Origin of the sequence: Paraglaciecola sp. (assembly GCF_039943935.1) — a bacterium.
In the GTDB taxonomy this organism is placed as follows: Bacteria; Pseudomonadota; Gammaproteobacteria; order Enterobacterales; family Alteromonadaceae; genus Paraglaciecola.
The window spans coordinates 256,666-276,271 of sequence record NZ_JBDUZQ010000006.1; the positions used below are offsets into that span (position 1 = coordinate 256,666).

A 19,606-nucleotide genomic window follows, 5' to 3' on the forward strand; every position below is an offset into this window, starting at 1 on the left:
ACCGGTGTAGTTTACCTTACAGGAACACCAATCAGGCTTTTAAAAAAAATACAGGTAGTTGTATTATGGCATTACAAAATTTACAAACTAATGAACGTAATGCTTACCGCTCGTATCAAACAACGCAACTTCAGTGTCGTTAGTGGGTAAGGCAACAGGCCACTCATTGGCTCTATTTTTCCACAACCTAGTTGCTTGTGCATATGCACTGTTCCAACTTAAGTTTTCAATTAATACCAACATTGCTGCCGCCGTACCTAACACAGCACATTGCGCATATTCATCTTGAGTATTGCCGGTCCAAACATCAACAAGCTTTAATGGGTCCAGCTCTTTAGGCTTTGTCACAAAGCTATCTAAAGTATTGGCAACCTCTATGTTCGATTTATCAGTGCCACGGTTTATAAACAAAGTCACATCACGTAACGGATTAAACTCTAACTCCCCTCCTTCCCCTCTAAAACACAAGGTATTGGCATCTTTTAAAAGGCATGAGGTATGTTGATGTTTTTCATCTACTTTACGATGAAAAATCCCTTGTAGACTGTGTGTCGCATTGGATGGGTTTAGCAATCTTGCTAATGTATTGGCGCATGATCGCAAACCAAATAACTCTCTAAGTTGGATCACAGAGTCAAGCTCAGGGTTAATTAACTTTAAATCCATATAACTAAACCCAAATTTTTCCAATGCCTTGTCAGCCTGTAAAACCGTTGTAGGAATATCAAAACCTAACTGCGGCAAGACTTCTTTCAAATATAAGCGTTTAGAGTCAGGCTCATGGGTTCCGTGTAGAAAAACTCGCTTACCATTTTGCCCTAGCAGTATAGCTGCTAGTAAAAACCATGGTAAATGCCGGCGCTTACCTGCATAACACCCTAAGTCTAGATCAATATTAAGTTTGCCCAAGCCTGGATGATTAAACGCTCTAAATGCTTCGGTGAAACCAGCTAACTCCTCTGCAGTTTCTTCTCTGACTCTAAGTAGCATTAAAAATGCGCCTTTTTGCTCAGCCGTTGCTTCACCATTAATCAGCATACTCATAGCTTGCTTGGCTTCTAATTGAGTTAAGGTTCGCCCTGCCCTTTGGCCACGACCAATAATGCGTATAAAATCTTTAAACTGTATATGTGGTTCTGACATGAATATCTATTAACGATTTTAATATGAGCGTAATTTTACTGATTTTGAAGTCACGAGCCTAGAATTATTAACCTAATAGTTAAACAAATAGTCTCAAGACAAAAAATATACTAGGACGTGACACCATGCCCTTCATTGGCAAGTAAAGATAAATCGACTCTATGTCGTTTGTTCACTACTTCACCCACTATAGTGACAGCTGGACCTTGAAATTTTTCAGCTTGTACTTTTGTAGCAATATCCATAAGAGTCCCTACACAAACCCGTTGCTGACTCGTAGATGCTTGGTCTATTACCGCCACAGGCATATCTGGCCGCAATCCATTCTGAGCAAGCCGCTGCATGATAGTATCAATACGCTTTAACCCCATATAGAACACTAGCGTCTCACCGTTTTCATTAGTACCTTTAGCTCCCTCAACTATGGCACACCAATTAGGCTCTGCTTTTGTCGATTTTAAATGAGCCGTTATAAAGCGTACTGATTGAGCGCATTCGCGATGGGTTAATGGAATACCGGCATAAGCTGATGCACCAGATGCCGCAGTGATACCCGGAACAATGGCAAAATCGATTTGATGTTTAGCTAAAATGTCACACTCTTCACCAGCTCTCGCAAATATGGCTGGGTCGCCACCTTTGAGGCGAACAATGTTCTTGCCAGTTTGCGCCACCTCAACCATGAGTTCGCAAATGTCAGCTTGCTTCATACTATGGTTGCCGCATTTCTTGCCCACAAAAATACGCTCTACCTTGGCAGGGATCATTTCGATGATGTCTGGGTTTACTAACCAGTCGTACATCACCACATCAGCTGTTTGAATTAACCTGTACGCTTTTAAAGTTAATAGCTCAGCATCACCGGGACCTGCTCCAATCAAGTGCACGTATCCCTTTTCTGGTCTTGGGGCCCTATTACCCACGGCTTTCTTATCAAACACCTTAAATTTTGCCGTATTATATAAAGTATCTATATTTCTAAAAATCAAGTTAGATACTTTTTGAACCATAGTGATAACACCATGTTCACCGGCTAATTTATTAGTATTCATTACACGGCCTCTAGCGTGATCAGCTTGTCTTCATCAACAGGCAGTATAGTGGGTTTATGTTTGGTAATTAATTGACTCAACTCTGATTTACATGAACCGCAGTTAGTACCGCATTTCAAGCTAGCCCCTAAGCCATCCACACTACAATTTCCTTGCTTAATCGCTTCAACAATAGTGTTTTCGCCTACTTTAAAGCAGCTACATATTAACTTCCCTTGCTTAAAACTGTCATCGGGTTGTAAATTTAACAAACCATGCAATTTTTCAGGATTAATATTAAGCTCTCCAATCAAACTACTAATCCAATTTTGGTCTAACTCTAATGCCCTGTTTGAAGTCCCCATTGAAAGGGCCAGCTGACCCTCACGCAAACCACAGGTACTGCTAAACACTTCACTATTCGCCCCAACCCATTCCTCAAATAGTGGAAAGTTGTTTACTAACCAAGTGCGTAATACCGTTAAATTTTTGTTGGTTGCAAAAGAAACTAAGGTCCCTTTGTCAAAAGGTGTTGTAACAAAATACTCAAACGCTTGCTTAAGTAACGCAATAGATAAATTTTGCTGTACAAACAGCTGCCCTTGATGAGCGAAGTCTACTTTTACTATCGATATTGCGGCATGTTTTAATTCTGGTTGCCCTGATATTTTATCATTAGCATCAGTATATAAAGCCGCAATATTTGAGCTGGAGCTATTAGTTGCACTCCAATGTATAGGCGCAAACAACTCACCTATCCTTTGATTATTATCAATCTTAACAGGTAAACAAACGTTCAAATTCTCACTACATAAATGTGCAGCATTAAGCTGCACTAAGTCATTGTCTTTGAGGTTTAACTTATCAGCATCTTTAGGGTTAATAGCTAAAAATGGGCGTCCAATATGAGATGTTAGCTCTGCTGTTTTTCCGGTGCGAGTCATGGTATGCCATTGATCTCGAATACGCCCACTGTTTAAAACAAATGGGAAATTTTCTGAGGTCAATTGCTCAGGTTGTGTATAACTTATATCTACAAACTGTGCTTTACCAGTTTCAGTATAAAACTGACCATCAGTAAATAACCGTTTTGTACCATCAGGCTGTTTAGTTTCAGCCGAAGATATAACCGGCCACTGAATAGGTTTTAATCGATTATATTCACGGTCTGACAAGTTACATAAACCAGATAAATCTAGGTCCCGAGTACCATTATTTTTAAATGAGGTTAACCCAGTATATTCAGCAAAAATTTCACTGGGTCTACTAAAGTTAAAACCACTATCAAAGCCCATCGCTTTGGCAACGTCGCAGATAATTTGCCAATCGTGCTTAGCTTCTCCACTAGCAGGCATCAAGCCTCGCTGTCTTGAAATACGCCTCTCAGAATTAGTGACTGTTCCGTCTTTTTCTGACCAACCAGTAGCTGGCAATGCAATATGGGCATAATCTAAGGTGTCATTTTTCTGTACGCAATCTGATACCACCACTAATTCACATTTAGCTAACGCAGCTGCAATTTTTTGGCGATTAGGCATACTCACCATAGGGTTAGTTGCCATGATCCAAACAGCCTTAACTTTGCCTTGATTAATGTCGTCAAACATATCAACAGCCTTTAAACCCACTTTAGTAGGAATAGACGGTGAGCCCCAATAGCTTTGCACTGTGTCACGATGCTCTGGATTGTCAATATCCATGTGGCATGCCAACATATTCGCTAGGCCACCGACTTCACGACCACCCATTGCATTAGGTTGACCCGTTAATGAGAACGGTCCACAGCCTTCTTTACCCAGTTTTCCTGAAGCTAAATGACAATTGATAATACTATTAGCTTTGTCGGTTCCAGATGTAGATTGATTCACCCCCATACAATATGCAGTAACCACTTTTTTTGTAGTCAAGAAAAGTTCATAGAAATGAGTCAAATTCGTTTCTGATACGTCACATTCTTTTGCTACATGTGCAACAGTAGAATCTAGGCAAGATTCTAAAACAGCGTCAAAACCTTCCGTATAAGAATTGATGTAATTCTTATCTAACCCATCTTCTTTAGATAAATATTGTATTAATCCATTAAACAGGGCGACATCAGAGCCAGGTTTAATGGCTAAGTGTATATCTGCTAGTTCAGCACTCGAAGTGCGACGCGGATCAACGATCACCACTTTCATGTCAGGGTTAATTTTTTTGGCGCGCTCTATACGTTGAAACAGGACAGGATGAGTCCAAGCTGCATTGGAACCAACTAATATTAATAACTCAGTTTGCTCCAAATCTTCATAACAACAAGGTACAGCATCGGCGCCAAAAGATCGTTTATAGGCGGCTACCGCTGAAGACATACACAAGCGGGAGTTAGTATCAATATTAGCGCTACCGATATACCCTTTCATAAGTTTATTGGCAACGTAATAATCTTCGGTCAACAATTGCCCTGAAACATAAAACGCTACGGCATCTGGGCCATATTGAGCGATAACGTCATTAAACTTAGTGGCAACTTGCCCAATAGCTTCGTCCCAGCTTACTTGCTCACCCATGACAGTAGGGCTAAGTAAACGTCCTTCAGTTGAGTTGGTATCCAAAAGCTTACTGCCTTTGACACACAAACGGCCATAGTTAGCAGGATGATCTGAACTGCCTGTCACAGAAGCCAGATTACCTTTTATATCAAAACTAACATCTACCCCACATCCTACCCCACAATAAGGGCAAGTTGTGGTAGCTAAAGACGCGGCACAGGCGCTTGCTTGTTCAACATTAGATGAGCTAGAGGACATAAGTTATCCTGCCAACTGTAACTGCACTTGATTTTGCTCAATACGAACAGGGTAAACTGTTAGATTTACCCCCTCGTCTTCTAAACAAGTCCCCGTTTCTAAACAAAAACGCTGCTTATATAAGGGAGATATAATTACTTTTTTATCTTCTACCGAGCCTAACAGGCCTCGGTATAAAACGTTTGCCTTGCCAAAAGGGCACCAATTGCTAGATGCAAACACTTGCTCGTCACTACCCGTGCTAATTTTATAAATGGCAATTTGTTGTTCGTTTATCAAGGCACACACGCCAGAGTTAGCAACTAGGTCGGTATCACTACAAACCGTTATCCAATTATTTTGAGTCGTCATAGTAAATCTCCTTAAACCAGTTCTGTGGCAAGCTTTTCAACTTGTTCGTCGCTAAATTCCAGTTTTTCTTGTTCAGTAGCAGGGCGAATTTGCTCTCGCTCTTCAACAAATACAATATTCATGTCTTTGTCTTCACTATTCACAAACTGACGGAAACGTTTCAATGACTGCTCACTTTCAATAGTTGATTTCCACTCACACTGATAGGTATCAACTACATTCTGCATCGCTGCTTCTAATTCTTCACCTAGGCCTAATGAGTCTTCAATAACGACTTTCTGTAAGTACGCTAGGCCACCTTCAAGATTTTCCATCCAAACAGAGGTACGCTGTAACCGATCAGCGGTGCGCACGTAAAACATCAATACTCTGTCAATATATTTAACTAAGGTGTCTGTATCTAAATCTGTTGCGAATAAATCAGCATGGCGAGGTTTCATCCCCCCGTTACCACATACATATAGGTTCCAACCATTTTCTGTGGCAATCACACCTATGTCTTTACCCTGCGCTTCTGCACATTCACGGGTACAACCTGATACACCAAATTTAATTTTATGAGGAGCTCTAAGACCTTTGTATCGATTTTCTAAATTAACCGCTGTTCCAACTGAGTCTTGAACACCATAACGACACCAAGTGCTACCAACACAAGATTTAACGGTACGTAAGGCTTTTGCATAGGCATGGCCTGTCTCAAAACCAGCTTTAACAAGTTTTTCCCAAATATCAGGAAGCTGATCAACACGGGCACCAAATAAGTCAATACGGGTGCCCCCTGTTACTTTTGTATATAACTTGTATTCTTTGGCAATTTCACCAAGAGCTATAAGTTTTTCAGGAGTCACTTCGCCACCTGGCATACGAGGTACAACTGAATAAGTACCATCTTTTTGCATGTTACCTAGGTAAGTATCATTAGTATCTTGAAGACTAACGTGGTCAGGTTTTAGAATGTAGTCATTCCAAACAGAGGCTAAAATAGACCCGGCGGCAGGTTTACATATTTCACAACCTAAACCCTTCCCGTGTTTTTCTAGTAACTCTTCAAACGTTTTAATACCGCCTACTTTTATTAGGTGAAACAATTCTTGGCGCGAATAAGCGAAATGTTCACATATGTCCTTTTTTACCTCAACTCCTCGCTTCTCTAGTTCACAGTCAACAACAGATTTAAGTAAAGCCGCACAACCGCCACAACCTGTGCCAGCTTTAGTGCAAGATTTTACAGAGCCCACATCACAGGCACCTTGATCAACAGACTCAATAATGTCACCTTTTGAAACATTATGGCATGAACAAATGGTAGCCGTATCAGGCAATGCATCAGGACCTAAGCCTACTGGCGCATCACCACTTGCAGGTAAAATCAAACTTTCAGGGTTAGTAGGCAATTCAATGTCATTTAATGCATATTGCAATAAAGTATCGTAATCACTTGTGTCACCAATCAGTACCGAACCAAGAAGTTTCTTCTGTTCTGCATCAACAACAATCTTTTTATACACTTCATTGGGTTGGTTCTCGTAGGTATAACACAATGCCCCTTCTGTCTTAGCATGTGCATCACCAATAGAACCTACTTCAACTCCCATTAGCTTAAGCTTGGTACTCATATCAGCACCTTGGAAGGTCAGGTCACCACCAACGATATGACTCGCAGCGGCTCTAGCCATAGTGTATCCAGGCGCAACCAAGCCAAAAATAAAGTTATTCCAAAGGGCACACTCACCAATGGCATAAATATCTGCATCGCTAGTGAGGCACTGATCGTTAACCACTATGCCGCCTCTCGGGCCTATTTCTATATCAAACTCCCGAGCTAGAGCATCAGACGGACGAATACCTGCAGAAAACAGAATCATGTCTGTTTCTAATTCAGTTCCATCTGCAAACACCATTTTGTAACGACACACATCACCTTTCTCAATAACTTGAGTGGCTTTTTGAGTATGAACTTGCACGCCTAAATTTTCTATTTTACTACGTAATAGACGACCACCACCTGCATCGACTTGCACAGCCATTAATTGCGGTGCGAACTCAACGACATGGGTTTGTAACCCCGCTTCTTTAAGGGCGTTTGCCGCCTCTAACCCGAGTAAACCGCCACCCACTACCACACCAACTTTACTTACGGCAGAAGACGCACTAATGTTTTCTAAATCTTCAATGGTTCTGTAGACCAAACAATGAGGTTGTTCATTACCAGGTATTGGTGGCACAAACGGATAAGAACCAGTTGATAAAACAAGTTTGTCGTATTCGTACACATCGCCTGATTCTGTCGTAACCGTTTTAGCCAATTTATTGATATTGACTACCTTGGCACTTAACGCGAAGTTAATACTGTTTTGTTCATAGTATTCAGGAGTAGTTAAAGCTAACTCGTCTGCAGTTTTACCGCTGAAATATTCTGATAAATGAACACGATCATAAGCTAGCCTAGGTTCTGCTGATAAAACGGTGATGTCTATCTGAGTATTATCATCAGCTTTATTAGCCTTGATTAATTCATCAACAAAATAATGGCCAACCATGCCATTACCCACCACCACCACTCGCATTTTTTGTGCGTTACTTGCATTCATCAAACTTGACATTGGGTCACCTCTGGTCTTTTTTTTTAAGCAAAAAAAAACCCACTAAATTCATCAAATATAATGAATTTGTGGGCTTCTTTGCCGATTTGCAATTACACGCAATTATGTAAAGCAAACGATTTTAAATTAGTACTGTAATTTTCTGCGATTTATAAAGCAGGAAAGATGCCAACTATAATAACCATATAAAACAACAGGTTAAAATTAACTCTGATATAAAACCAAGTAAAAGAACAAATAAAATAGTGCAATGGCACCATATTGGCGCACTAAAAGTGCGGGTATTAATAAACACCAATTTAATATATCCACGATTATTCGTAAGCTTACTCATTTGAGTTGGCACATAGACATTAAAACAAGTATTCTCATGCAATCATTAAATACTTGAGCCATCGGAAATAATTTTACATGACGTTTATTAGAACCTTATCTAGTATCTTCTTATTCATCTTCGCATTCAATATTCACGCTGCATCAGTTTGGAAAGTTTCTTCAAAAACTCATAGCCTATATATAGGAGGTACGATTCATATATTGACGCCAGATGACTATCCCTTACCTAAAGCATATGACATTGCTTATCAAAACACTGATAAGTTGGTATTTGAAACAGATATGGTTGCGGTTAGTCAAGCTGAATTTGCACAAAAAATGATGAGGTTAATGACTTACAGCGATGGCACTACCATAGATAAAATTTTAGAAGCCGATACCTATCAAGATTTAGTGGTATTTTTATCATCAAAAGGCGTTCCTATTCAAGCTGTGGCGTCTTATAGACCAGGCATGATTGCCATAACGCTGAGTATGATGGAACTAAATGCTATGGGTTACACTAGCGAAGGTGTGGATGTATTTTATTCAAAAATGGCGAGTGCCCATAATAAGCCCCAAGAATGGCTTGAAACGCCAGATGAACAACTACAGTTTTTAGCTAATATGGGTCAAGAAGATCCAAATGAAATGATTCATTACACACTTAAAGATATAGCTACAATGGACGATACCTTCGGAAAACTTCACAAAGCCTGGTTTAAGGGAGATATGGCCGCTATGGCTAATGTCGGAATTTACCCTTTCAAAACAGACTATCCAGCTATCTACAATGATTTAATTGCCACTCGAAATAACAATTGGCTACCGCAAATAGTAAATATGTTAAATGACGAACCAAAGGAATTGGTCTTGGTTGGTACGTTACACTTATCTGGGCCAGATGGTATTTTAACTAAATTAAAAACGAAAGGTTACGCAATAGAAAAAATGTAAGTCATTCAAAGCATAATAAAATTAAAGTGTTGTAGTTAAAACGATGCTTTAATTTTTTCTCTCTTTAACCATGTTTTTACGTTAGTCTTTACATAATATCCTTACCTTAAAATATTGTTAACTTACCATGATACAAACCTGTGATACCCCTGGTCTTTTGCCCGTAGAAACTGCTATTTCAAATATGCTTAAAAGTGTTCCCCCTATCCTTGAAAGCGAGAGGGTAGATATAGAAGATGCATTGGGTAGAGTATTGTCTGACGACGTCTTGTCAGAAATTGACGTTCCCCCTGCCGATAATTCGGCCATGGATGGTTACGCGTTACGCGGTGGAGATTTAAGTAAAACCGAACACCTTACTCTGGTAGGGACCGCCCTTGCAGGCTCTCCTTATGATGCTCTGGTATCTAGTGGCCAATGTATTAGGATAATGACAGGAGCTGTCATCCCACAAGGTGCAGACTCAGTTGTAATGCAAGAAAATACTGAAGTTGACGGTAAACGTATCACTTTTAAACAAAAACCGAGTGTTGGAAATAGCGTTCGTAAAGCTGGTGAAGACATTAAAAAAGGGCAAATAGTTATCGGTAAAGGCACGCGAGTTAATGCAGCTAATTTAGCATTACTTGCATCAATTGGTGTATCAGAAGTTGCCGTTATTCGCCGCGTGAAAGTAGCACTAATAGCAACAGGTGATGAACTAACACCTGTCGGACAGCCATTACAAAAAGGCGCGATTTACGAAAGTAACCGTTACGCATTAAGTGCCTTGCTCCACTCTTTTCCTGTTGAAGTATTAGATTTTGGCATTATAAAAGACAATAAAGAAGAGTTACGCACCCACTTTGAGCAAGCAGGTAACCATTGTGACCTAGTGCTATCTTGTGGTGGCGTGTCGGTTGGTGAAGCTGACTATGTGAAAGACATTCTAGATGAGCTAGGTACAATAAACTTTTGGAAAGTAGCCATAAAGCCAGGGAAACCTTTTTCATTTGGGCAATTAGAAAATGCTTGGTTTTGTGGCTTACCCGGTAATCCGGTTTCATCTTATGTCACCTTTGAAACCCTAGTGACGCCTCTATTAAATCAATTGTGTGGTGAAAATCCTAGAACGCCACAGTACTTTCTAGCCAAGGCAGCATGTACTATTTATAAACGTCCTGGGCGAGCTGATTATCAAAGGGGTATATTTTATCGTGATAACAATGGTGAACTAGTCGTCAAGCCAAATGGCAAGCAAGGCTCGGGTATTATGAGTTCAATCGCCAATGCAAACTGTTATATACTATTGGATCAGGATTCAGGTAATCTAGAACAAGGCAATACAGTCAAAATTCAACCATTTTAACTCACAAATTTAAGCCTAAACATTTTCACATAAACCAATTATAAATGACTAAGTTAATTTACATTTGGTGCTTGATTACAAACTGCGTTAACAAAAGAGACACAAGTGGCATTTAAACAAGAACTTAAAACTATTATCCAACTTGCTTGGCCGCTTTTAATTGCGCAAATTACCCAAACCTTAATGGGTGTGTCAGATACGATTATGGCTGGGCGCTACTCTGCCACAGATATGGCCGCTGTTGCCATTGGGTTTGGTTTTACTTTTCCTGTTTTAGTTTTTATACAAGGAATAACCTTAGCGCTTCCGCCAATAATTTCTCGTTTTAATGGCTCAAAACAACTAGATAAAGTAGCTAATGTTACCCAACAAATGATTTGGTTAGCCTTTGGTATTTCTGTCTTGGCACTGCTGTTTTCTTTTGGCTTCGAACCTTTGTTAAAGTTTATTGATATGGATGCGGAATTACGCAGCATTACCATCGATTATATTCATTATGTGCTTTATTCCATGCCAGCCTTTGCCATATACCAAGTCCTCCGAAACTACTGTGAAGGCCTGTCGGTTACTAAACCTAGTATGCTTATTATGGTAATTGGCTTATTGATAAACATACCCGCAAATTACGTTCTTATTTATGGAAAGTTTGGACTACCAGAAATGGGAGGTGCTGGCTGTGGTATTGCCACCGGGTTGGTATTTGTTGCCATGTTATTTGCCACTTGGTTTTATACTTTTAAGTCGAGTAAATTAGCTAAATTTAACCTGTATCATAAAGTGTACCGACCTCAGATAATAGATATGTGGAATAACCTAAAGTTAGGTGTGCCTATTGCCCTGACTATCTTGTGTGAAGTGACATTATTTGCTGCGGTACCAATATTGTTAGCCCCTTTTGGCGCCACTATAGTTGCATCTCACCAAGTAGCATTAAACTTTTCAGCGTTAATGTTTATGATACCCCTGAGTATAGGGATAACTACCAGTATCCGCATAGGATTTTTATTAGGTGAACAAAAAACCCAGCAAGCAAAATTAGCAATAAAATGCGCCTTTACCTTAGGGTTTTGTACTTCAGTATTTGCCGCACTGACAACTATAGTACTCAGAGGCCCCATTTCTCAGTTGTATAGTATTGATCCAAAAGTGATAGAGCTAGCATCTAGTCTTCTATTATTCGCAGCTATGTTTCAATTTTCTGATGCAATACAAGTTATATCCGGCCATGCTTTACGAGGTTACAAAGACACCGCGGCCATGTTTTATCTAAGCTTTATTTCGTATTGGGGCGTGGGTATGACTATAGGTTGTATTTTGGGCTTAACTGACTGGATAGTCCCTAAAATGGCTGCTAGTGGCTTTTGGATTGGGTTTATTTGCGGCTTAACCACAGCAGCCGTGTTACTCGGCTTGAGGTTAAGGTATGTTCAAAGGCAAGACCACTCACTGGGTTAAATAAAAAGGTAAAAACTAGCATGCAATTACTTGATATTGCCATTCGTAAAAAATCAAAGGCTCCCATGGAGCGCAAAACTGAAGCTATGATCACCAAAGTCGCTGGGGTCGATGGCGACTTTAGAGGTAAACCGGGTAAGCGCCAAGTAACAGTCTTGAGTAAAGAGCAATGGGATATCGCCTGTAGTCAGATTACCACGACACTTCCTTGGACCATACGACGCTCGAATTTATTGATATCAGGCGTCAGATTTACCCCAGATATGGTTGGTCAGCAAATTAAAATAGGGCAGTTAATACTCTTAATTACTCGTGAAACTGACCCATGTCCGCGGATGGACCAACAACACCAAGGCCTGACACAGGCTTTAACCCCTGACTGGCGAGGTGGAGTATGTTGCCGCGTTTTAGCCGATGGACGAGTGACCATAGGAGATAGCATCGATATAATTGCCTAAATATTTTACATTAAAACATCGACTCAACAGCCATCTTAATGTCATTAACTTACAGCTTATGGATACCGAGCATTGGACACCACGATGTGAGAAAAGCCCCCAGATCGGGAGTACCAAGTGAGACAGAATCTAAGATATTAAATTCATCAGCCCATTACTTAAATCGCAAATGACCACTCCTTTAAAAACCATGAATATGAAGCAGGTATTGAACATGCCTTTTCAAGCTCACCTGACAGGCTCCATTTTAGGAGGTTTATTAGAGTAGGAAACCTTAGGGTACTGAAGTTGAAGTTGCAGTAAGCTTTATTCTTGATGAAATAATGGCGCAGCTTCCGGACATAGGCGCTTAAATTTTGAGCTTCACTTCCTTGTTATTTTCATATTAGCCGCTATGAGACCTATTATGATAAGGTTTTTATAAAACTTTAGTCTTAATAATAGGTGTTTAAGACAAAATAACTTAACCAAAATGGATAAATACGTTTATTATCCACCGCAAATTTTGAAACAAAATAGGATTTTAATATGAAATTTTCTGCATTAATCGTTTTAGTTGGCGCCCTTTCTTTCTCAACGGTAAGTCTAGGGAACAATTTGTTAAGCTCAGCTAAAAGCTTGTTAACCGATGACAAAACCGAAACCACTTCAAGTTCATTAAGTGTTACCGACATGGTTAGCTCTGTTTCTGACTCTCTAGGCATTACTGAGTCACAAGCAACAGGTAGCTTGGGTTCACTTTTTGATTACGCCAAAGACAACGTTTCAGCTGAACAGTTTTCTTCTTTAAGCGACTCTTTACCTAGCTTAGACACAATTATGGCAGCAGTACCAGCAATCACTGGCGATAATAGTGAAAGCAACAGTGGTCTAGGTGGTATGTTAAGTAAAGCGACAGAATACAGTGATACATTAAACGGGCTTGCAATGTTACAAAGTCAATTTGAGTCTCTTGGACTTGACGCAGACATGATCTCTAAAGTGTTAGAAAGTGCCTATGCTTATTTAGATACAGAACAAGGGCAACAAGTTAAAACTGTATTACAGCAAGGCTTAAGCTCTCTTTCATTGTAGTAGGTGAACGTTTGATTAACTAGTTGGTAGATATATTCAACTTTAGCAAAGGAAAAATAATGGAAAATTTAGACGAAAAGTTACAAGTATTTTACGACAAAGCAATAGCTATGGGTACCGAGTACGGAACACAATTTATTCTTGCTCTTGTAGTATTAATCATTGGTCTTTGGATCATTGGCAAGCTTAGTGATGCGGTGAGAAAGTACTCAATCAAAGGATTACCAGACGAAACGTTAGCCAAGTTTCTAACAAATATTTTTGAAGTAGTATTAAAAGTATTACTGGTTATAAGTGTTGCATCAATGGTCGGCATAGAGACAACTTCATTCGTAGCCATTTTAGGTGCTGCTGGCCTAGCAGTTGGTTTAGCTTTACAAGGAAGCCTATCAAACTTTGCTGGCGGTGTGATGATTTTAATTTTCCGTCCTTTTAAAGTTGGAGATTATGTTGGCGCTCAAGGTTTAGAAGGAGCAGTCACTGATATCGGTATTTTTGTAACTACATTTGAAACATTTGATAAGCGAATTATCATTGTTCCTAATGGTCCTCTTGCGAATGGCAACATTACCAACTACACAAAAAGTAGTATTCGTGCTGTAGAAATCTCTATTGGGATTTCTTATTCAGACGATATCGCTAAAGGAAAAGCTGCTATGGAAGCCGTTTTAAAAGCTGATCCTCGTGTATTACAAGACGAAGGTAACGTTGTAGAGGTTGTTGATTTAGGATCGAGTTCTGTTGATTTCCTAGTTAGAGCATTTGCAAAAACCGAAGATTACTGGGCATTAAACTTTGCGCTACGCCCTGCACTTAAAGCAGCAGTTGAAGCTGAAGGGTTAAGTATCCCATTCCCTCAACGAGACGTACATATCTTTCAAGAAAGCGTTTAAATTTCGTGATAATTAAAAAAGGAGTGCACATTATTGCACTCCTTTTTTGTATAAATTAGAACGCTGGTTGTTTTTGAAATAGCCACATCACAGCTTCTGCAAACTGAGACTTCCATAATGCTTCTCGTTGCTCACCACTTTTTACCCTTTTAAATTTAAAATTATCTCTCGGATGCCCTTGAGATTTTAGTTGCCTCGACATTCTGTCAGTATCAGCAATCATTCCATCCCCTTCTTTATCACTATACAAAATAAACAACCTACTATCTAATTTAGCCTTTTTAAGCTTTGTATGAGCGAATACATCTTGAGAGTACCAGTAAGCTGGTGAAAAAATACCTGCCTTACTAAACACATCAGGATAAGCGTGTAGAGCATAATGAGAGGATAATCCCCCCATATCGCCTCCCATAATCGCGGTGTACAAACGTTCAGGCTTAGTTCTATAGTTATTGTCAACATAGACTTTGACCACCTCAACTATAAAATCCATGTATGCTTGACCTTGAGCTATACCAAAACGTTTATTCTCCCATGGAGATAACTCGTTCATACGCTCTTCTCCACCATGGTCAATAGCCACAACAATAACCTCAAACTTTTGGACGGCCGCAAGAGCATTTAATGACTCATCAACCTCCCACTCGCCATTGTCAGACGTATGATTATCAAACATGTTTTGCCCATCATGCATATAGATAACAGGATAAGACTTTACAGAATTATCGTAACTAGGGGGGAGGTACAATCGCACTGTCCTTTGTTTATCTAGCTCTGATATAGCAAATTGAAAAGGTAATACTTGAACGTTTTTCGCCGCACTACTCTCGCTCGCCTGTTTTGTACAAGCTAAAAAAGTACAAGTTATCACTACCAATCCATATTTTAATAAGGTTAAGGACTTCATCATTGCAAATTGTAAACTCTAAAACTAATCTGACACCATTATCTACTATTACTAAGGATTAATCGCGCTTCTAAAAGTTCATAGACAATTAATCACCATATAACCATTAAATTTTATAGAAAATATGTATGACAGATTCAGTCCATGGTATTAATAATATGATAGATATCAACCATACTATTTTAAACAAACTGCATTACATAAACTTAACGATGCAAAAGGGATTTAAAAATGAATACAAAACTAATAATGTCAATTTGTGTTTCAATGCTGCTTTTATCATGTTCAAGACATGACGCTTCAAAACCAGAAAATATCAAAGTGGCTTCAGCTAATGTTTTTCAAAGTTATTCCGCTGAAGCATTTTTTCAAACAACGAGTTATGGATTGGCTAATGCAAAGGGTTATGCTTGGTCATCTGATAATAAAAAGCTGCTAATTCAATCAGATAAGTCAGGCGTTTTTAACGCCTACACTATTGATAAAAAAGGCACCCAAACGTTACTAACAGAATCAGATTCAAACGCTTACTTTGTTAATTCTTTTTTTCCACAAGATAACAAAATAATTGTTTCTGCCGATCAAGGCGGCAACGAGTTAAACCATATTTTTGTACGAGAATTAGATGGAACTTTAATAGATGTAACGCCTGGTGAAAAGTTAAAAGCGTTTTTTGGAGGCTGGAACAAAGATAACTCCGCATTTTATGTTTGGCACAACGGTCGCAGCTCGGCGAACTTTGATCTATACAGTATCGATATTTCTAACTATCAAGCTTCCCTGTTATTCGAAAACGCTGGTTTTCAACCGGGCCCCATAAGCAAGTCTGGAAAATGGTTAGCACTAGATAAACCTCGAACAAGTGCAGATTCTGACATTTATTTAGTTGACTTATCAAGTGAGCAAAAAAAACCAGTACTCATTACAGAACACCAAGGCAACATTGCCTACTCCACTTACGACTTCACACCTGATGAGAAACATGTTGTATTTAGTACCAATGAACACGGCGAATTTAACCAAGCATGGACTTACAACATTAGTACAGGTAAAAAGTCGCCCCTAATCGCAGATGATTGGGACGTCAGCTTTGTTTTTTATTCACCAAGCGGACGGTATCGTATTCACGGTATCAACGCTGATGGGCTAACAGATATTACGATATTTGATCAAGACACCGAGAAAAATCTTGACCTTAAAGGTATTCCAGAAGGCGAGTTAGGACAAATTAGATTTTCAAGGGATGAATCTAAGCTGGCGTTTGGACTGAACACAGACACCTCGCCATATAACTTGTACATTGCAAGTATTAGCAATGAAAACGACAGTATTAAGCTAACGAATGCCCTTAATCCTGAAATCAACGAAAACAATCTCGTAACCGCCACTGTAGAGCGTTTTAAAGCATCTGATGGGACAGTTATTCCTGGTATTTTGTATAAACCTAAGCAAGCTTCAGCAGCCAATCCAACCCCTGCGCTTGTATTCGTTCATGGTGGTCCAGGTGGACAAAGTACCCGTGGCTATAGTGCATTAATTCAACATTTGGTGAACAATGGTTACGGAGTTTACGCTGCGAACAATCGGGGGTCATCAGGATATGGAAAGACATTTTTTCATATGGATGACAAACGTCATGGCCAAGAAGATTTAAGAGATATTGTAGAAGCTGGACACTATCTTCGCGGCTTAGATTGGGTTGATAACAAGAAAGTTGGGGTGATGGGTGGCTCTTATGGTGGCTATATCACAGCAGCCGCTATGACTTTCTACCCAGAAGAGTTTGAAGTTGGTATAAACATATTCGGAGTGACCAACTGGGTAAGAACCTTATCTAGCATCCCTGATTGGTGGGAAGCATTTCGTGAAGCGTTATATGATGAAATGGGAGACCCTGCAACAGATGCGGTCAGACATAAAGCCATATCACCTTTGTTCCATGCTGAAAAAGTCCAAAGACCAATGCTAGTGGTACAAGGTGCAAATGACCCAAGAGTTTTGCAAGTTGAAAGTGATGAGCTTGTTGAAGCGATTCGACGTAATGATGTATATGTAGAATATGTACTATTTCCTGATGAAGGGCATGGGTTCCTCAGAAAAGCCAATAGAATTAAAGCGTCTGAAGCCTACTTGAACTTCTTGGAAAATCACCTCAATTAAGATTAATCAAAAAGGTATGCGCTTGTATTAGCAAGTGCATACAGAGTATAACGTTACCCACGCTTATACTGTCAATTTAACACAGTTCAATTCATTAAATTGCATGTCTGCTCTCTGCATAATCCCGTGGTTTAACAACCCCAAAACTAAATTTCTTGAGTGTAGCTAGATATTTATTACAACGTCAAAATCCAAAAACCATAATAAAAAGTCCAAACATTAAGCAATTGAGAGGCCATAATCTCATAAAAATGAGTATTCAAAGGTTTTATCCTTTGCACTTTATTGCGTAAGGGCGATACTTGTTTTAACGTAATACAATGATCATAATTAAGCAGTTTGATTATGCACGTCGAGATAAAGATTTTATGTCAGTGAACCAATACTTTATTGCTTTTATATTATTAGTAAGCGTTGGTGGGAGCTGGGCGAAAGAGCCAAACCAAGCTCTATTAGACCAAGCATACGAGATAAGAAACCAAGACAGAGATGAATTTAATCGTCTACTTTTTGTGCTTGAATCAGAAACCTTATCGACTATTCAACAAGACTTTCTGACTTATCTACAAGCTAGAAAGGCCCTAATTTCTGATGACGATATAGCTAAGGCCATAGAACTGGCAAAAAAGTCAGCTCAAAGTACTGACGTCAGGACTGCTATTATTTCTGACCAATTGCTTTCAAATATATACAACCTTAATTTTGATTTAGAACAAGCATTCAACCATATTTTTAATGCATTAGCCCTTGCACAAGACTATGACGACTTAGAATTGGTTGCCACCGTTTATGCAGGAGCAGCCAATCTCTATGCAGAGTTAGAAGATTATGAAACAGCCGCATTGTTTGGAAAAAAGGCGATTAGCACTTCAAATACATCAACACAACATTGTTTTGTTTATGCCACTGTTGGCTTATATGGAAAACGCCAAATAGACAGAGATACGCTAAAAAAAGGAGTAACCGCCTGCAAAGCAGCCCAACAAGATTTGTTTATTTATTTGTTGTATTTAAATCACGCTGAGTACTTACTTGAAAATCAAGAGCCCCTAGCAGCTTACAATTTCATCACCAAAAACTTTAAAGACATAGCATCACAAGGTTTTGACAGCTACACCTATTCTGCACGTATGTTAATAGGTAGGTCGGCACGACGTATTGGCAAATTTGATGAGGCAAAAGAAAACCTAAACCAATGTTTGCAGGCAAGTAATGATGATGACAGCGAACAGGTTGCTTTGCGAGAACTTGCACTAATTTCTTTACAACAGAAAGAGTTTGAACAAGCTGCTGAATATTTCTATCGATTAGACGATGTTTCTAAGCGCGTTATGGATAACAAACTAAACAATCAATTAGCGTTCCAAGCAGCGAAATTTAAAAATTTAGATAAACAAAATCAAATCGGCAATCTACTTCGTACCAATGAACTGAACGAATTAAGAGCACGGCTAGACGACAGTAAAATTAGATTATTAATAATCTCTATCGTACTTGTTATTTTAATTGCCATCATTTCTACAATTATTATCTATAAACGATCTGCTCGCTTTAGACGAGATTCGTATAAAGATAGCCTTACCAACATTGGTAACCGCCGTTGGTTTGAGCATCGTTTACGTAAGTTACTTAACTCCCACCGGAAAAAGTTAAACCATTGTTTGGTTATATTTGATTTAGACAAATTTAAGCTAGTAAACGACAAATACGGCCATGCAGCGGGTGATATTGTGCTAAAGAAAGTATCTGAAACTGTTAAAAGTCAGATTAGAACAAATGACCCCTTTGCCCGAATTGGCGGTGAAGAGTTCGCAATAATTTTAGAAAACTGCACCTTAGATGAAGCCCAAGAACGAATTGAAAAATGCCGAGCAGCTCTAGCTGCTATATCTTTCGAAGACGAATTGAGAAACTTAAGTGTTTCAGCAAGTTTTGGTATATGTTGTAATTTTCAAGGAGAAAATAACTTTGAGACCTTATTTAATCATGCAGACGAAGCTCTTTATCAAAGTAAAGAGAATGGTCGTAACCGAGTGAGTGTTTTTGTCGAAGAATAAAGCATTGCAGCTTGCCCAAACGATTGTTGTAGAAAAGGAAGACTAAATTAAAACGAAACGAGCACTCA

General features: G+C 39.2%; 14 protein-coding genes. 8 read left to right on the forward strand and 6 right to left on the reverse strand.

All coding sequences use genetic code 11. From position 1 onward, the window contains the following. Positions 1-87 precede the first annotated feature (87 nt). From ABJD71_RS04635 to nirB, 5 genes are all read right to left on the reverse strand, one after another. A complete protein-coding gene (locus ABJD71_RS04635; RefSeq protein ID WP_348165232.1) occupies positions 88-1,143 on the reverse strand; it encodes a glycosyl transferase family protein in 1,056 nt (351 codons plus the stop codon). A 110-nt stretch (positions 1,144-1,253) separates the two neighbouring features. Continuing rightward, positions 1,254-2,195: a uroporphyrinogen-III C-methyltransferase gene (cobA, locus tag ABJD71_RS04640; protein WP_348165235.1), complete on the reverse strand. Its 942-nt coding sequence runs from the start codon at positions 2,193-2,195 to the stop codon at positions 1,254-1,256. After that, positions 2,195-4,960: a molybdopterin-dependent oxidoreductase gene (locus tag ABJD71_RS04645; RefSeq protein WP_348165238.1), complete on the reverse strand. Its 2,766-nt coding sequence runs from the start codon at positions 4,958-4,960 to the stop codon at positions 2,195-2,197. The genes cobA and ABJD71_RS04645 overlap by 1 nt, the downstream gene beginning before the upstream one ends. Before the next feature lie 3 nt (positions 4,961-4,963). Continuing rightward, on the reverse strand, positions 4,964-5,311 hold the full coding sequence (gene nirD, locus ABJD71_RS04650; RefSeq protein ID WP_348165241.1) for a nitrite reductase small subunit NirD: 348 nt from the start codon (positions 5,309-5,311) through the stop codon (positions 4,964-4,966). Between the two features lie 11 nt (positions 5,312-5,322). Continuing rightward, the gene (gene nirB / locus ABJD71_RS04655) at positions 5,323-7,914 is read right to left on the reverse strand and encodes a nitrite reductase large subunit NirB (RefSeq protein WP_348165244.1); all 2,592 of its coding nucleotides are present in this window, start codon (positions 7,912-7,914) and stop codon (positions 5,323-5,325) included. A gap of 411 nt (positions 7,915-8,325) precedes the next feature. On the opposite strand from nirB, the gene ABJD71_RS04660 reads away from it, so the two are divergent. The 6 genes from ABJD71_RS04660 (at position 8,326) to ABJD71_RS04685 (ending at position 14,414) form a co-directional block, all read left to right on the forward strand. Then, positions 8,326-9,186 carry a TraB/GumN family protein gene (locus ABJD71_RS04660; RefSeq protein WP_348165247.1) on the forward strand — a complete coding sequence of 287 codons (861 nt, stop codon included), beginning with the start codon at positions 8,326-8,328 and terminating at the stop codon, positions 9,184-9,186. A 127-nt stretch (positions 9,187-9,313) separates the two neighbouring features. Beyond that, positions 9,314-10,534, forward strand: a complete 1,221-nt coding sequence (moeA, locus tag ABJD71_RS04665; protein WP_348165250.1) for a molybdopterin molybdotransferase MoeA — start codon at positions 9,314-9,316, stop codon at positions 10,532-10,534. A 105-nt stretch (positions 10,535-10,639) separates the two neighbouring features. Beyond that, positions 10,640-11,989 (forward strand): MATE family efflux transporter, encoded by a 1,350-nt coding sequence (locus ABJD71_RS04670; RefSeq protein WP_348165253.1) that lies wholly within the window; start codon positions 10,640-10,642, stop codon positions 11,987-11,989. Positions 11,990-12,009: 20 nt separating this feature from the next. Continuing rightward, on the forward strand, positions 12,010-12,447 hold the full coding sequence (locus ABJD71_RS04675) for an MOSC domain-containing protein (protein ID WP_348165256.1): 438 nt from the start codon (positions 12,010-12,012) through the stop codon (positions 12,445-12,447). Positions 12,448-12,975: 528 nt separating this feature from the next. Further along, on the forward strand, positions 12,976-13,521 hold the full coding sequence (locus ABJD71_RS04680; protein WP_348165259.1) for a DUF2780 domain-containing protein: 546 nt from the start codon (positions 12,976-12,978) through the stop codon (positions 13,519-13,521). A gap of 59 nt (positions 13,522-13,580) precedes the next feature. Then, positions 13,581-14,414 (forward strand): mechanosensitive ion channel domain-containing protein, encoded by an 834-nt coding sequence (locus ABJD71_RS04685; protein ID WP_348165262.1) that lies wholly within the window; start codon positions 13,581-13,583, stop codon positions 14,412-14,414. A gap of 55 nt (positions 14,415-14,469) precedes the next feature. Here ABJD71_RS04685 and ABJD71_RS04690 read toward each other — a convergent pair whose 3' ends face one another. After that, positions 14,470-15,324 (reverse strand): alpha/beta hydrolase-fold protein, encoded by an 855-nt coding sequence (locus ABJD71_RS04690; protein WP_348165266.1) that lies wholly within the window; start codon positions 15,322-15,324, stop codon positions 14,470-14,472. A 228-nt stretch (positions 15,325-15,552) separates the two neighbouring features. Between ABJD71_RS04690 and ABJD71_RS04695 the strand changes: the two genes are divergently transcribed. Together ABJD71_RS04695 and ABJD71_RS04700 are read left to right on the forward strand one after the other, a co-directional pair. Continuing rightward, positions 15,553-17,481, forward strand: coding sequence for a S9 family peptidase (locus ABJD71_RS04695; RefSeq protein ID WP_348165269.1), 1,929 nt, complete (start codon positions 15,553-15,555; stop codon positions 17,479-17,481). A 320-nt stretch (positions 17,482-17,801) separates the two neighbouring features. Further along, positions 17,802-19,538 carry a GGDEF domain-containing protein gene (locus ABJD71_RS04700; RefSeq protein ID WP_348165272.1) on the forward strand — a complete coding sequence of 579 codons (1,737 nt, stop codon included), beginning with the start codon at positions 17,802-17,804 and terminating at the stop codon, positions 19,536-19,538. Positions 19,539-19,606 lie beyond the last annotated feature (68 nt).